At 42.8% G+C, this 15,171-nt stretch carries 13 protein-coding genes; 3 read left to right on the top strand and 10 right to left on the bottom strand.

Going from position 1 to position 15,171, the window contains the following annotated elements:
- Together DBK98_RS21945 and DBK98_RS21940 are read left to right on the top strand one after the other, a co-directional pair.
- Complete coding sequence (locus DBK98_RS21945) at window positions 1-678, top strand: DUF4493 domain-containing protein (protein WP_033572588.1); 678 nt, start codon at window positions 1-3, stop codon at window positions 676-678.
- A gap of 104 nt (window positions 679-782) precedes the next feature.
- Window positions 783-956, top strand: coding sequence for a hypothetical protein (locus DBK98_RS21940; RefSeq protein WP_005808137.1), 174 nt, complete (start codon window positions 783-785; stop codon window positions 954-956).
- Between the two features lie 815 nt (window positions 957-1,771).
- On the opposite strand, the gene DBK98_RS21935 is transcribed toward DBK98_RS21940, so the two are convergent.
- From DBK98_RS21935 to DBK98_RS21925, 3 genes are all read right to left on the bottom strand, one after another.
- Complete coding sequence (locus tag DBK98_RS21935; RefSeq protein WP_005781063.1) at window positions 1,772-2,704, bottom strand: YafY family protein; 933 nt, start codon at window positions 2,702-2,704, stop codon at window positions 1,772-1,774.
- A complete protein-coding gene (locus DBK98_RS21930; protein WP_005781062.1) occupies window positions 2,701-3,327 on the bottom strand; it encodes a Type 1 glutamine amidotransferase-like domain-containing protein in 627 nt (208 codons plus the stop codon). The genes DBK98_RS21935 and DBK98_RS21930 overlap by 4 nt, the downstream gene beginning before the upstream one ends.
- Before the next feature lie 524 nt (window positions 3,328-3,851).
- Window positions 3,852-4,307: a helix-turn-helix domain-containing protein gene (locus DBK98_RS21925; RefSeq protein ID WP_005821551.1), complete on the bottom strand. Its 456-nt coding sequence runs from the start codon at window positions 4,305-4,307 to the stop codon at window positions 3,852-3,854.
- 200 nt (window positions 4,308-4,507) lie between these two features.
- Between DBK98_RS21925 and DBK98_RS21920 the strand changes: the two genes are divergently transcribed.
- The gene (locus DBK98_RS21920) at window positions 4,508-4,828 is read left to right on the top strand and encodes a hypothetical protein (RefSeq protein WP_005808132.1); all 321 of its coding nucleotides are present in this window, start codon (window positions 4,508-4,510) and stop codon (window positions 4,826-4,828) included.
- Between the two features lie 168 nt (window positions 4,829-4,996).
- On the opposite strand, the gene DBK98_RS21915 is transcribed toward DBK98_RS21920, so the two are convergent.
- The 7 genes from DBK98_RS21915 to DBK98_RS21885 all read right to left on the bottom strand — a co-directional run bounded on the left by DBK98_RS21915 (window position 4,997) and on the right by DBK98_RS21885 (window position 14,990).
- Window positions 4,997-6,028, bottom strand: coding sequence for a BT_3987 domain-containing protein (locus tag DBK98_RS21915; RefSeq protein ID WP_005781056.1), 1,032 nt, complete (start codon window positions 6,026-6,028; stop codon window positions 4,997-4,999).
- A 13-nt stretch (window positions 6,029-6,041) separates the two neighbouring features.
- Complete coding sequence (locus tag DBK98_RS21910) at window positions 6,042-7,223, bottom strand: DUF1735 and LamG domain-containing protein (RefSeq protein ID WP_005808131.1); 1,182 nt, start codon at window positions 7,221-7,223, stop codon at window positions 6,042-6,044.
- A 23-nt stretch (window positions 7,224-7,246) separates the two neighbouring features.
- Entirely contained in the window at window positions 7,247-8,287 is a 1,041-nt protein-coding gene (locus DBK98_RS21905; protein ID WP_005808128.1) for an endo-beta-N-acetylglucosaminidase family protein, read from the bottom strand.
- Between the two features lie 31 nt (window positions 8,288-8,318).
- Window positions 8,319-9,947, bottom strand: a complete 1,629-nt coding sequence (locus DBK98_RS21900; RefSeq protein WP_032535460.1) for a RagB/SusD family nutrient uptake outer membrane protein — start codon at window positions 9,945-9,947, stop codon at window positions 8,319-8,321.
- Window positions 9,948-9,967: 20 nt separating this feature from the next.
- Entirely contained in the window at window positions 9,968-13,237 is a 3,270-nt protein-coding gene (locus tag DBK98_RS21895; protein WP_005808126.1) for a SusC/RagA family TonB-linked outer membrane protein, read from the bottom strand.
- 180 nt (window positions 13,238-13,417) lie between these two features.
- The gene (locus tag DBK98_RS21890; RefSeq protein ID WP_005808125.1) at window positions 13,418-14,407 is read right to left on the bottom strand and encodes a FecR family protein; all 990 of its coding nucleotides are present in this window, start codon (window positions 14,405-14,407) and stop codon (window positions 13,418-13,420) included.
- Between the two features lie 46 nt (window positions 14,408-14,453).
- Window positions 14,454-14,990: an RNA polymerase sigma-70 factor gene (locus DBK98_RS21885; RefSeq protein ID WP_005781047.1), complete on the bottom strand. Its 537-nt coding sequence runs from the start codon at window positions 14,988-14,990 to the stop codon at window positions 14,454-14,456.
- Window positions 14,991-15,171: the final 181 nt, after the last annotated feature.

Raw genomic sequence — 15,171 nt, 5'->3', positions numbered from 1 at the left:
ATGAAAACCTATATATACCTCTTTCTCCTTTTGCTTGCTACAGCCTCTTGTAGCGAGCAAACTACTCCCGATCACTCTGTCGGTTATCTCCGCGTAGAAAACATCACCCTCACTTGTGATACCGAAACGCTTCCCATTACTCGTGCCGTCGATGCCGGACTTAAGCTTGAAATCTGGCAAGGTTCTGAGTGTGTCCGTAGTTACGATCCGGGAGCTGCGGAACTTTCCAAAAGAATCGTTCTTCCGGTTGGTGAATATACCCTGAAGGCTTTTACGCCCGATCAGACCGAGGCGTCGGACAATGAATCGGGCACACCCACTTACAGCGTCGACTACCCTTTCGCCATTGTATCAGAGGATGTAACTCTGATTTCGGTGAAAGCGCCCCAAATTAATATCGGGGTTGGCGTTGAGTGTTCGGATGAATTTATGGCAAACTTTACAGACTTCTCCATTACCGTAAGTAGTCCTACAGGACGTCAGGCAAGCCTGGCAGGTAATGTGACAGACCTTCTTTATTTTAATGTCCCGACCGGTGGAGCCCATTTAAGTTATACGCTTACCGCCACCAATGCCGATGGAGAAACAATGACTTCCGAAGCGCGTTCCATCCTTCAGGAATCGGGAGCGGAACTTACTTCCGGAAATTATAAAGTCCGGATCGGCCTGGTTCAGTAAGGAAGGTCGATGAAAAGCAGTCCGGTTACTCCTAAACTTCCTTAAACCTCCAAACTTTCTTCTTCCGGATTTGTCATATTGCCAATCTTTAAAACGTAGAAAGTATGAATAGAGACAGGCAATTGAAGAAGGACATGGAGAGCCGGGAAGTGCAGATCCATGAAGAATATGAAAAGAACAGGCATCTGATGTCTGAGGACAAAGTAAAGGAAAAAGCTGCTGCATCCGGCAGTGCTGGCGATATCCATTCCGGCAAAGGAACGGGAAAGAAAAAATAGTGTAAAACAGGAATCGTTGCGAGATCCCTTTTTCACTACAGAGTACACAGAGGGCATGGAGGTTTTATTTATAAATAAGCCTTTGTGCCCTTTGTATGCTTTGTGGCAGGTAAAACGTTTTGTTCTCTATTATCCTATTAAACTATCAAAAAGGTGTGAAATACCTCTTTCCTCTGACTCTCCCAGTTTTTTTTCCGGATGAACCGGAGGGAAAAGAAGCATATCAAGTAACTTCCGGAGGCGAAGAACCGCTCTTTTGAGTCGGTAGAGCCTTGCTTTTCCGGAAAACAAGTAAGCATTTACCCCAAAACAAGTAAGCATTTGCTTCGAAAGACGGTTACATTTTCCCAATTTGCTTACTTCTTTTTTAAATATCTCCTAATGTTTTGGCAGATTACATATATTGTTATGCAAATCGGGCGATAAGAGCACGGATTTTCTTCCCGTTGCTCGCCGGGAAGTATCCTGTCCGAAGTGTGTAAAAGAATGGTATTCTACTCTAACAAGGAGATTACGGCGGATAATACTCCTTTATTGTTTCTATTTGATAAGGAAGCAGCTGAATGACCTGTTGAAACGATAATCGGGGAATCGTCTGTGAGCCGTTTTTCCGAACTTCATCAGAGACGTGTCCGAAAGAACGGGATATAGAGCCATTGGATTATCATTTTGACATTTTGGCACTTTGACATCTGCTCTCAAACACTTCTCCAAATCTATTGATCTTTCGTTTGGCAATGCCCAATCTTGTTGCTGAAGTCACCGTTCCGTAACCGGTTCATCACCTGTTTGTCATCAGGAACAGCTGATTGCTATCAAATAGAGATGTTATTGATAATATTTTTAACTTCATGTTTTAAAGAATTTGGCGTTATTATTGTAGCAACATCTGCGAAAGACAAATACCAATGTGCAAATTTACTGATTGAAAAAGTAATAAAACGGTACTCAATCATATTGTCTATTTCTTTTTCGGATGTCAATCCGTAGTAATATTTATCATCATTTATCATGGATGTTTTATCTTTTTCTATTCTTATGACAACTTCATATAACTTTTCTTTGTCGTAAAACTCATCCAAGAACTTTTTAAAAGGTGGATGTTCTCGTGATTGAAATTCATTAAGAATGTGTATTTCTTGAATTCTATCTATACGAAATGTAAGATAGGCTTCTTTTTGAAGACAAAACCCTATCAGATACCAGTTAGTTCTCGAAAAGAAAATTCCAATAGGTTCAACCTTTCGTTCTGAAACACTTAATGTAGTACCTGTAAAATAAGACATTTCAACAATTCTCTTTTGATATATACTTTGCAATATTAGTAAAAGAATGTCTGGCTTATACGCAGATGATTTATAAGTATTTAAGACAGACAGGCATTCTTCCATTGTTTCCAACATCTTTTTATCTACAAAGCGCATCACAGACTTTATCTTTTCTATGCCCGACTTGTAATGTTCATTACTGTTTGAATCAGTTAGTTCATGTACTAATTTCTCTGCAATTAAAAAGGACAAGGCTTCTTTTTGAGTAAACATTAGCGGGGGCAATTTGAATCCTTCTGCCAGTGAATAACCAATACCGGGATTTCCAATAATCGGAATTCCTGCCTCTTCCAATGTTCTTATATCCCGGTATACAGTACGAATACTTATTTCAAAACGCTCTGAAATCTGTTGTGCTTTCACTAACGAATGCGATTGCAATTGAATCAATATAGCAGAAATACGGTCTATCCTATTCATCTTGCATCTTTAATTTGGATATTTGAGTCTTCAATAAAAATTGCTTGTTTATTACTTATTGGGATAAGCTGCAACTTTTCATTATATAGCTGAATTACTTTTTCACCTTTTTTCTTGAATGGGAAATTACCATAATGGGGAATTGTATAAAAATCAACCAAACCTAAAGAAGAATAGTCCTCCAATTCAGGAGCTTTTTCTATTGGGTCAAAGTTTACATTCTTCATATACTCTGTATCGGGAGATGCTATTATTGCTCCAGCAGACTCCCCAATATACAGTTTTCCCGATTTAACTTGTTCGGATATGATTTTATCAACACCTTTTCTTTTTAACTCTTGCAGAAGGAAGAATGTATTTCCACCTGTTATATAGATATAATCACATTTGTGTAATATAGAAGATATTTCTTCATTGGAAAATTGGGTAATCTCAACTTCTTCAACAATCATTCCTACTTTTTCAAGAGCTTTTTTTCCTGTTTTTACATAGAATCGTATTGATTCTGTAAGGCTTGCAGTTGGTATAAAAGCTATAATTTTTCCTTTTAAATCCTCATTAGCAAAATCAATAAGCAGATTGGCTACATCGGCAAAAGATGAGCATAAAAATAATCTTTTCATATTTAGTTATATTAAATTTATTATTGTCGGGTACTTGGTATTAGCAACCTAAAATCATCCAAAATCAACGTTGAATGCTTAATGGTGCAAAAATAACAACTTCTATGACAACCCTATGTCAGTAAGTCTAATATATCCAGATAACCATGTCCGGTATTGTAGTCGTCCTTGCAGATTAGAGGAAGTTATACTTTTATTGCTGGTTAGAAATTTTATGTTTCTAATAAAGCGCAGAAACATATTACCACTTCATATTAAAGGCCTGGGGATCTTCTTTCCTTATTAAAAGGTGATTTTGACAGGTTCAAGCTGAAGCTGTCATATGTAGCAATGTCATGTGGAATATACCCGGATCGAAGAATTGTCCGGAGAAACGGGTGAGGGATGCCCGCCCCGATGGAACTTGCACATAATAATTAGGGTGTAGCCATCCGGGACGGATAGCTACACCCTAACCCCGGTATGGCTACACCCTAAGTGTCGGATGGCTACACCCATTTATATGGAGAGATATGTTTGCGGAATTACTTTCCGCTGTTATTTTGCTGTTCCAGACTTTGAATCCGTTTTTCAAGTGCGGCATATTTTTCATCTTTCTCTTTGAGAAGACGCTCGTAGAGTTCGGTGATTTTATCAATCGGATTAAAAGTGTTAGTTATAATATCGTTGTTATATCCTGTAGATCCCATTGAGCTATCTTTATTGTCATGCACATTATTTGTGATATTCTCAAATACCACAGAAGGTGCATCCTCTTCCAGCGTTTTCAGATATTCCACCGGCACATTCAGCGCCCTTGCGAATCTATTTAGCATTTCATCCTCAATCACCCGCATCTTCTCGTATTTGGATACATTCGGTTGCGTCATGTTTACGAGTGCTGCCAATGCGTCCTGCTTGATGTTTTTCTCGATCCGGGTACGCCTTATGTTATGTCCGTGATGGACATTTACATTCTGTATTTCTTCTTCTGTTTCCATGTTCTTTTTGCTTTTTGAACAACGATTTCCGTTAAAATGTTCCGTTCGAAGCAAATATACGAAAAAAATGGAATAAGATGAATAAAATGAATATTACTTTGTTTGAAAATAGAATATAAGGAATACGTATATGCTTGCAGAATCAACTGTTTTGCGCTTATTTTACGGCTATTGAAATAACAACAATCCTATTACACACTATGATCGGACTACTGACAACTAAAGAAATTGATTTCTTCACCAAACTGGCTGAACTTTTAAAAGAATACAGTGCCATAATATCTTACGGTCATTGTAGCGAGCTGCGTATTCTTGTTTGTATGGGTGACAGCGAAGATGTGGAAAAATATCCCATTATATTTGAGGATAGCTTTGATGAAAATGAGATTTATGATCTGTTGCGCAAAAACAGAAAACGGATCGGAGAGATTATCGAACGTGAAGTAGCTGAGGCTGTTCCCGAAGGAGAACTATCTCAGCCGGACGATCAGGCCGGATCAATGGCAGACCATTTTCACTAAAGATAGTAAGGGATATGAAATGCATTTAGAGGCATAATATGGAGAAGGGTACAGCTTCACCTGTTTGTATATTAATGTGCTGTCACATGGTTTTAAGGAAGGGGCGGGACTTATGAATTAACAGTCCCGCCCCTTCACGGTGTGAATAAAAAGTAATGAAATCTTGCTTTACCGGAAAGCTGTGACTTCATTTACATCAACGGAAAATCTGCCATTGAAGGCCATCATATTCTCGAAACGTACTTTAGTACATTCCACCGGTTTTTTAAAGCTTATATAAGCAATTCCATCCATGACCTTACGGTCGAATACTCCATGGTTCACCCAATTTCCGTCCGGTGTTTCAACCATCACTCTACAGGATTTAAGCATATACGAGCCGCTTGTCGATTTGTTGGTGTCCAGCCTGAACCCTTTGAGTAACTGTTTTTCCGGCAGAATAATCGTCAGATAATTGTGGGCGTTGGAGGTATACCAGTTGTTGGCTGTAAAGTTACCATCGTTTAGCGAACCTAATTTCTCCGGTCGTATATCCGATTTAAACCCGATTTCTTTGTTGAAGCCTTTTCCTTCGATCTTTTTATTGCTTGAATCGATATTGTCCAGGCGTATAGAAAGATTTAGTTTCACAAAGTATGCCGAGCGGGTCCGGGCGATTGCCAAATGTTCATGCGATCCTTCCATCGTCAGCTTTATTGCCATCACATAACCCGATAGGTTGTTTAACTTCTCAACATCCTTGAGAGTCAGTTTGACTGTCGTTTCCAGTTCACCCGCTTTCAGCACACTACCCTCAAAGGTGCAGCTTTCGTTCGGAAAGAGGGGGATACCTTCCACCATTTCAGGAAAATCGGCCATCAATTTGTCTTCTTTGATAAGATTGACCTGGATATCTTCTTTGTAGGGCTTTGTCACTTTTACTTTGAACGAAAGTTCGTTCTTTCCTACCAGGGTGGTACTTACCAGGTCGTTGGTTGCTTCCAGCTGTATATAAGGCTTGCCATAGTATCCCAGGTACACCAGATCAGTGAACGGATCGATGCCGAGTTGCTCACGGATATCTTCTTCGATATACTTATTGTCCATTTGCCAACTTGTATCCTGATCTACTATCTGTATTTCATCTTTACTGCACGATGCCGACAAGACGAGCAATAGAACCCATAAAATGCTTGGGGTGGATTTTATTCTTCTTTTCATTCTGAACTCTTTTTTATTCTTGATTTACAATTACTAATTCATCTGCCGGAAATTTAACGTTTTCCACATATTCAATACGGGCTTTCGTGGTCACATTCTCCATATCGGCGGGAGCTTTCAGGTCCTTGATCCCCGTCTCTTTGCTCAGTGGCAGATACGAAATGAGATGTGGTGTTTCCGGATCCATCGGGAGGTATAAGTAATCGTTGATTTCCGATTCTGTCAACGCCTTATCCCATAAGCGTATTTCTCGCAGATAGTCGTTTCGGTAACCGGAGTTTCCGACTATGATCATGCTGTTTTCACCAAAGGTGATGGCACTGTTCTCGAAAACCTTCTGGACTTTTCCGTTGACATAGACTGTCGTTTTTTTATCCTTGTGCACATAGGTGATATGCAACCATTTACCCGCTTGCAGGGGTATTTGAGTCCATGTGTCGTCCCCGTCGCGTCCGTTTTTCACTTGTATACCGGCGGTAGATGAAATACGGGTATAGAATTCTCCTCCTGTTCCGTTGCTTAGATAGGCTGTGGTCAGGTTGCTGCGGGTCAGGCTTGAATAGATGGCACTCATTTGAATGGTCCATTCAGCCTTTGTGTGCATTCCGGCAGGTTTTATCCGGATACCTTCTCCACCGCTGACTTTGGCTACTGACGAAAGGATGGAGCGATTCAGGAGCAAGACCGCACTGCGTTGTGAGGGAATCAGCGAATATTTGGAAGCCCCCGTGATACTAAGAGGAATTGCATATTTCTTGTTGGCGGGGAAATCCTTGGAATCCAGTTGTCCCACTTTCACCATTATTTTTGCTGAAAAGTCACCGGCGGGTACCCGTATGCCTTCGGAGCCGGATAGCTCGTTTCCCTCTGCATCTGCCAGTTTAAAAGCGGAGGGAGGCAGGGGCTCATACGAGGCTCCGTTGGCTTTGTTGTATTTGTCCAAAGCCTCTTTATCATAACTCACTTGTATGGTCACCGGGCTTTGGCTGATATTGGCCAGTCGGGGTGTCAGATAGGTTGTTCCGCCATCGGGCTCTAAAGTGAAGTTGACGATGCCTTTATTATCGGGTGTTTCCATGTATACTGCGTTTTCCGAGCCTGAACCTTCTCCGTCGGCATAGTCACAGGCAGAAAAGAACGGGCAAAGTATGCCGATCGCAATAAACAGATATTTGTAAGATACGTTACATTTCATGTTTCAAACTGTTTTTAGGTTAATTATTTTACGGGAGGATTCATGATCGATATTGCTTTTCTGATATTAACATAAGCTTCGTCTTCAAATGCGTCTTCGTTAATATGAAAAACTCCGATTCCTCCCACATTGCCTTGTTTGGAAGCCACATAACCGGCGTATGTGCCCGGAAATCTGCTTCGTGCACCGGGCTTGTTCTGAAAACTTTCCGTAAAAATGATCTGTTCGGGTTTGATATTCAACCGGTTTTGGATATCATTGGACCATCTCTCGAAACTGGAAGCCGAACCGCTGTAAGATTGAACGACAAAACGGTCGAAATACTGTGCCGCACGCGGGTCCAGCCAATGGATAGAGCCGTTCAGATGAAACAGTTTGTCCGGTCCCAGCAGCTCGCGCATGGTCTTCATAAACAAGATTTCTTTCTCTTTATTATAATCGCGTGAGCAAGAAGTCAAATTACCGCAATGGTTGCCCGGCTTGAACGGCGATGCGTACGAGGGTTCATAGTCATAGTCGAATCCGTCGTAACCATATTTATTGATTGTATCTACGATGGCTTGCGCATACTCTTTGATGGCTTGTGTGTCGTCGGCGGGCCATTGGTCGCGTCCCCATTTTATCTGGTCACCTATGTCTTCTATAATCCAGCCGATAATGACTTTGGTTCCTTTGGCCTGCACACTCCGCAGCTCTTTGATTTTTTCTTCGCTCAAAGAGTGCCAGTTTCCCCATATCGAAACAACGTCCATACTGTCCGGTAAAAGAGACAGCCGGGGATATTTTCCCGCTCCGTCCGGTTGCCAGGCATTGAACCACCCGAACATAATGGGGTGTTTGGTGCTTTTGTAAGCTCTCAGGTTTTCCAGATATTTTTCGTAGGCAACTTCATTCTCTTTATGTCTTTTATCTTCTTCAGCCCATTTTACGGAGTCCCGTTTGGAATAAAGATCGCCCACGGCTTCGTTTTCCACATCAAGTTTCTCCGGTGAGGTCCAGTCATCGCATGCGGCAAAGCTTACTAAGAGTGCCGTTCCGATAAATGCAAAAATGGTATTTCTCATATTCATGTTTCTTTAATTTTCAGGTTCATTACTATTTGCTTTTTTTGTCCCACCACACTTTAGCGGCGGCATTGTCTGCTCCTCCTAAATGCTGGTTGATGGCATTGTGCAGGTTTTCGCTGTTTTGTTCATACTCGGTGCGGGGATAGGGCATTCTTCTTACACCTCCCACATCGTATCCGTTTCCGATCAATACCGCGGAGTTCGTTTTGTTTTCGGCAACGACTATTTGGCGGGGATATCCGGTACGTCTCCACTCTGTCCATGCTTCCTGTCCGTTGGGGAAGATGGCGAGATATTTTTGAGTGATGATACGTTCCAGCTTTTCTTCTTCCGTAGCTCCGTTTTCCCAGCGGATAGTGATGCTGCTTGGAGCGTTTGCACTTAACTCACCATTGGCGGTGTCGGTATAGTTGGCCGGTTTACGGGTGTGATCCTTCAGATAGTTCTCGGCCGATGAATTGCTCAGTCCATTTTCGCTGAACGACATACGGATGCCTGCGTTGTAGAAGTCACCGGCACTGCCGCCCATATCGAATCCGGCCAATGCTCCTTCGGCTTTCAAGAAGCATACTTCGGACGCTTTCATCCAATAGAGGGGATCGTCTTCATGCACGTTGGGGCGTGTGAACCCGTTGTAAGCGTCTCCGGACTTGGCGATTCCGCACCGTACGGCCTTGAAGCCATTGTTGTTGACAAAGTATACGGAAGCACGGGCGTCATTATATCCTGCCAGATAAGAATAGATGGTGGCTCCCATGCGGGTGTCATTGTATTCTTCATTAATCACTTTCAGCGGATTCTTCATTTGCAGGCCGGCCCCTTTACCCATCTGGGCTGCCAGTTCTTTGCTGTCGATCAGGCCTGCGGGATGTTTCACGGCTTTCTCCGCATATTCTTTGGCAAGTCCCGCATCGGCAAAGCGGACACGGATGGCCAGGCGAAGCATCAGCGAATTGGCAAAGCGCATCCATTTATTGACATCGCCGTTATAAACAATGTCGAAGGCAGGCAATACTTCTTTGCTCTTATTCGAGTAATCGTCCAAGGTTTGGACAGCCTCTTCCAGCTCTTTCAGAAAAGAGCGGTATACGCTTTCCTGGGAGTCGTATGCCACTTTAAAAGAACCTTTGCCCACTTGTGAGTAGGGAATCGGGCCAAACATATCCGTAGTGCGGTGCAGAGCCGCGATCTTAATGATCTGGGCTAAGGCATAAATCTCGTCATTTCTTGTTCCTTCATCCTGCGAGATGCGTTTTATCTGCATCCATGGCGAATAAACATCCGTCACCATAAAAGAATACACATAGTTCACCCAGTTTTCGTACATGAAGTAGTTGGTGAAGTTCTTGCTGCCGTTAAATTTGTTGTCGCGGGGAGACATGTATCCCGCCCAGGCATCACCGGCCAGATTTACTCCGATCTGATAGCGGTTTACCGGTTCTGTGCTTTCTGAAGCGGTGCCGACGGGGATTACACTTTTCTCAAGATTAGGCAGGTAGGCCCCGTAAATAACTCCGTCCATCTTTTCGTCTTCTTTTGTCGGGAGCAACGGGTTCCGGTTGATATCTTCGGATATACACGAGGTGCATAGTGTTGAACCTAAAAGGGCTATGGCCGATAGCGTTCTACACGTATTCTTTATTTTATTTAATTTCATAGTGTTGCATTTTTTAAAGGTTATAATTCAATCTTTACGCTAAATCCCACACTACGCAAACTGGGTGGCATAAAGACATCTCCCCGGTTATAGGTACCTGTCGAAGAGGTCATTTCCGGATCGAATGGAGCTTTATTATAGATCATCCACAAATTGCGTCCGATGGCGGAAACCGTCAGCCGGTTGATCACATTACCGAACCATTTGCCCGGCAGTGTATAGCTCAGGCTGGCTTCTTGAAGGCGGATGTTGGTCGCTTTATACGCATAATATGCCATCAGTTGTTCGCCGCCGATGGTCGTATAATATTTTTCCGCATCATATTGTGTTCCGTTCACCCATACACCACCGTTCTGACGCGCTTTATAAGTGTCTTTCGATACACCGTAGTCGTCGAGGAAGGCTTGGGTGGAAGAGGTTACGATACCTCCGAAGCGTCCGTTGAACAACAGGTCCAGAGTAAGGTTGTTCCAGGTTACATTATGTCTCCAGCCTATTGAAAAATCCGGGTTGACCGATCCTATCTTGATACGTTGTGAGCGGTCTACTTTATATCCTCCTTCTTCTTCGATCAGTTTACCGTCTTTGCCTCTGGCAAGGATACCTTTTACGTATACATCCCCGATTGCGTCCTTCTCCCGCAGATAAACTCCTCCTTTATCCTGCAGGGTCAGTTCGGTGATGCTGAACAGCGAGCCGTCCGCCGGGTTCCTGTAGTCATGCACCATCTTCATGATTTTATTTCGGTTGGCTGTGTAAGTCAGATTGGTGGCATATCCCACTTTTCCGAACCGGTCGTTATAACCCAATGACAGTTCGATACCTTTGTTGCGTACCTTACCTGCCTGTACATAGAAACCCGAATATCCCGAAGCAGGAGACATACTGGAGAGGAAGGTCTGATTATAGGTATCTGTCAGATAAACCGTGGCGTCGATATTGATTTTATTGTTGAAAAGTCTCAGGTTAGTTCCCAACTCATACGATTTGGTTTGTTCTGCTTTGAAGTTCGGGAAAGGGTAAATCGATATCGGATTGATGACTCCGCCTTTCATGGGATCGGTGACGGTTCCGGGAGTCAATCCGGTATAATTGATCGGTCCTCCTACTTCAGCGAATGAAGCTCTCATCTTCCAGAATGAAATGAATTTAGGCAGACTTACCATTTCGGAGATTACGCCCGACACTCCGACGGAAGGATAGAAATAGGTGGGCTGGTCGGAGTTGACTAACTGGGAAGCCCATTCCTGCCGTCCGGTCAGGGTGAGATAAAGCATACTTTTATAGCCCAATTCAGTACTTACAAACACCGAATTGTTTCGTGTATGGATGTGCGATTGCGAACCGGGTCCGGAAGACGGATCGAAGTTATAGGCAGAGAACAGGTTGGGGACAGTAAACAGTTTCCCTCCGATGCCCATGCCGGTAGTCAGGTGATCTTCATAACTGAATCCGGCGTTTGCTGTCAGATTGAAGTCACCGAGATTTTTGTTCACATTCAGCATGATATCTGCATAGGTCTGCTGATACTCTTCCATACTTTGGTTATATGCTCCCTTGTCCGACTGGGCATGCAGCTTGATTGTCGAAGCATGCAGTTTACGTTCGGATGTGGTGTTGGTGTTATCCACTCGTATACGTCCTGCTATGTTCAGCCAGCTCAGAATGTCGTATTTTACGTTGGCATAAAACATATAACGTTTCTTTTTGGAAACAAACATTTCGCGGTTCACAATCCAGTACGGGTTTTCCAGGTTCAGGCCCTGGTCACCATACGACCATTCCTGTATGGGGAACTTGCGGTTGGTGTCATATCGTTCGTACACTTTGACCGCTTCAAAATCTTCACCCCGCGGAAAGAGATACAGAGGTACCAGCGGATTAAAGTAACGTCCTGCCGACAGCATGTTCTGGTCTCCCTGCAGAACATAACTGGCTCCCAGGTCAAGATGGAGTTTGTTATTCAGCATACTCGCAGTGTTGCGCAATGTGAAGTTATAACGATAGTATTCGTTGTTGGGGATGATGCCGGTGGAATTCGTGGTTGCCACCGATACGAACGTTTGATTATTTTTGTTTCCTACTGAAAAATTGGCGGCATTCATGATATTGGCGCCTGTCTTAAAGAAGTCTTTCGGGCGGAACGTTGAAGGCTGTTGCAACATCTCACCCCAACTCTTATAGGATCCTTTTGCATTACCGTATTGATTCTGAAATTCCGGCATTACGTAAGGAGTCATAAACTCCGTATTGTTGGAGATTGAGATTTTCAGTTTGCCTTCCTGACCTTTTTTAGTGTTGATCAGGATAACACCGTTGGCTGCCGATGAACCATATAAGGCCGCAGCGGCGGGACCTGTCAGTATCGATAAACTCTCGATGTCTTCCGGGTTGAAATCGGAAATGCCTTCACCTCCTCCCGGAGTACTGTAATCATTATTGATTTCACCTTTTGAGGGGTTGCCGATGGGCATACCGTCCACCACATAGAGCACATTATTGTTTCCTACAATGGACTTGGCCCCGCGCATGACTACGCGGGTTGCTCCGCCGATGCCCGAGGAGCTCCGGTTGATGGACACACCCGCTACTTTTCCGGTTAATCCGTTTACGAAGTTGGCATCTTTCACACTGTTGATAGCATCCGACTTTACCTGCTGAACACTGTAACTCAGCGCTTTTTCTGCACGTTTGATACCCAGTGCGGTGACGACAACCTCGTCCAGCGCTTTGGCGTCTTCGTCCAATACGACAGTCAGTGAAGAAGCATCACCCACTGTAATATATTTGGTGGTATAGCCCACATAGGAGAATTCAATTACATTTCCTTTGGCAGCCAGGATGGAAAATCGTCCGTCAAGACCGGTGACGGTTCCTGTGGGGCTGCCTTTGAATGAGACGTTGACTCCGATCAAGGGATCTCCTTTGTCATCTTTCACTATCCCCGACAGTTTTTTGCTTTCAACTTCCACTTTTGATTGCGGAATAATCATGATATATTTGTCTTTGATTTTGTAGGAAAGACCCGTTCCGGACAGGATAGAAGTCAGCGTCTTATCCAGAGATTCAGCATTAATATTCAGGTTAACGCGTTTGGTTTTCTCAAGTTTGGATTCGTTGAAAGCAATCAGATAATCAGATTGTTTCTCAACTTCCCGCAATGCTTCCTGCAACGTGATATTCTTTTTTTTGATCGTTATTTTTACGTTGTTTTGAGCAAAGGCAGCTGTTTGTAGAATAAAACAGCTAAAAATTATAAAAAAAATAGACTTTAATCGATAAAAATTCATAGATTTGAACGAATTTTAGTGTTAAATCATAATATTTATTTCCCAAAAAGTAAAGCATAAGCTTTGACGCTAAGAATTCAGATTTCATATCCGGAATTAGGTGGCCGCCTCTTTCCGGATACTTTTTTACATGCTAAATAGTTGTTTTTAAGGTTAAACAAATAAATATACTAAATCATTTTATTTTTTTGCATCCCGTTTAATGTAACATATATTCCCCTTCAGTTCATGGTTGAATCCTCCCACGACTTCCTGCATGATATTCAGGATATCTTCTAAAGTGGATTTCTCACGGAAACGGAAGTTGAATTTATCATCATTAAATAAATTGGCGTTATACTGGAAGGTGACCGCGTAGCGTCTTTCCAGTTCGTTCAGGATTGCCGACATAGTAACTCCTCTGAATACGTACATCCCTTTTTGCCAGGCTGTAACGTCTTCAATATTTGCTTCGGCGAGCTTGCTTTTTCCCGTGCTCTTATGGTAAGTGACCTGTTGTCCGGGAGTGACAATATAACTCTCTTTTCCATTGTCGCATTCCACTTTTATTTTTCCATGAATCAGGGTTGCAATCATTTCGTTCTCTTCCGGATAAGCGGCGACATTGAACTCGGTTCCCAAGGCTGTCACTGCCATGGTGCCCGATCTGACTATAAAAGGCTGGCCGGTGTTTTTCTTTACTTTGAAGTTGGCCTCACCGATTAAGTAAACCGTGCGGGTTTCACCTTTGAACTTTTCAGGATAAAGGAGGATGCTGCCTGAGTTAGTTTCCACTATACTGCCGTCCGGAAGCCGGAGGGTGCTCAGGCGCCCGTCCGGTGTTATGTTCTCAATTAGGGGAGTCTCGGTGAAGTGCTGTTTGGTCATTTGAAAAGTAACCGAAACAGACACGATCAACAACGCTATGACAGCCGCGTAATATGCAAAACGGATGCGTGGCTGATGTCTGCCTCCGGAGTTGGCTCCGACTTTGGTATATACTGATGCGAGAGAGTCCCAGGTGGTCTGGTCGACCTTTCCTTCCGTTTCGTTCCATAAGTCGTGCAGGGCAGTTTCCTTTTCCTCGGTATGTTCCTGGTCGAGCAACCATTGATGGATCTCTCCGGTGACTTTTTTGTCGGGATCGGAAGCTGCAAACAAACGGATGATTCTCTGAATATAATTCTTCATTTTTATAGCCTTTATATAGATAAGACAATTAGTTGTGGCTGATTACTCAACCGATGTAGAAAAAAAATAGGGTGAGGAGCACTTTTTTTAAGTCGATTAATGCCAAATAGATGTGACGCTCTACCGTACGAACTGAAATATTCAGTTCATCGGCAATTTCCTGATTGCTTTTTTCTTGTGTGCGGCTCATCCGGAAGATCTTTCTTCTCTGTTCGGGCATATTGGCAATCGTGAGTTTCATCAGAAGTTCGCTTTCCCTGGCATAAAGTTGATCGTGAATGTCGGCTTCGGATATAGACAGATCCTCTTTTGTATATTGCTCCTGATAGGTCTGTTCGATTGATTTATGTTTTAGAAAGTTATAAATATGATTGCGGACCATAGTGTAAATGTAGCTGTTCCAAGTTTCCTGGTTTTCCCAAATCTCAGGATGGGTCCATAATTTTGCGAATATATCTTGGGCAATATCTTCTGCATCTTCTTCTGATTTCAACAATTTCCATGCAAACGCTTTGACTTTTGGGTAAGTCATAATGAAAAACTGCTCAAATTTCTTCTTCTTAGGCTCGTTATTTAAAATCATTTAGTAGAATATAAGGCTGATTGTGATTTTTTTCAAAAATAAGGCTTTGGTTTTTAAAATTCCAAAAGTAAATGGTTTAAAACAAACAAGCAAATTTTTAATGAACTAAAAAAAGAGATTACTTTTTCGTTTTATGAAAGATTGGGACGATTGCTTTTATTTTTTTGATGTCAATAAGTTC

Source organism: Bacteroides sp. PHL 2737 (genome assembly GCF_004115325.2).
GTDB lineage: Bacteria > Bacteroidota > Bacteroidia > Bacteroidales > Bacteroidaceae > Bacteroides > Bacteroides hominis.
Note: the sequence above shows the minus strand (reverse complement) of the source record. Positions and strands in the feature narration are given on the sequence as shown.

Bases quoted from the DNA above. Each gene is read 5' to 3' on its own strand.
- DBK98_RS21945 (WP_033572588.1), top strand. From the start codon at position 1: ATGAAAACCTATATATACCTCTTTCTCCTTTTGCTTGCTACAGCCTCT.
- DBK98_RS21940 (WP_005808137.1), top strand. From the start codon at position 783: ATGAATAGAGACAGGCAATTGAAGAAGGACATGGAGAGCCGGGAAGTG.
- DBK98_RS21935 (WP_005781063.1), bottom strand. From the start codon at position 2,704: ATGAATAGGATAGACCGTATTTCTGCTATATTGATTCAATTGCAATCG.
- DBK98_RS21930 (WP_005781062.1), bottom strand. From the start codon at position 3,327: ATGAAAAGATTATTTTTATGCTCATCTTTTGCCGATGTAGCCAATCTG.
- DBK98_RS21925 (WP_005821551.1), bottom strand. From the start codon at position 4,307: ATGGAAACAGAAGAAGAAATACAGAATGTAAATGTCCATCACGGACAT.
- DBK98_RS21920 (WP_005808132.1), top strand. From the start codon at position 4,508: ATGATCGGACTACTGACAACTAAAGAAATTGATTTCTTCACCAAACTG.
- DBK98_RS21915 (WP_005781056.1), bottom strand. From the start codon at position 6,028: ATGAAAAGAAGAATAAAATCCACCCCAAGCATTTTATGGGTTCTATTG.
- DBK98_RS21910 (WP_005808131.1), bottom strand. From the start codon at position 7,223: ATGAAATGTAACGTATCTTACAAATATCTGTTTATTGCGATCGGCATA.
- DBK98_RS21905 (WP_005808128.1), bottom strand. From the start codon at position 8,287: ATGAGAAATACCATTTTTGCATTTATCGGAACGGCACTCTTAGTAAGC.
- DBK98_RS21900 (WP_032535460.1), bottom strand. From the start codon at position 9,947: ATGAAATTAAATAAAATAAAGAATACGTGTAGAACGCTATCGGCCATA.
- DBK98_RS21895 (WP_005808126.1), bottom strand. From the start codon at position 13,237: ATGAATTTTTATCGATTAAAGTCTATTTTTTTTATAATTTTTAGCTGT.
- DBK98_RS21890 (WP_005808125.1), bottom strand. From the start codon at position 14,407: ATGAAGAATTATATTCAGAGAATCATCCGTTTGTTTGCAGCTTCCGAT.
- DBK98_RS21885 (WP_005781047.1), bottom strand. From the start codon at position 14,990: ATGATTTTAAATAACGAGCCTAAGAAGAAGAAATTTGAGCAGTTTTTC.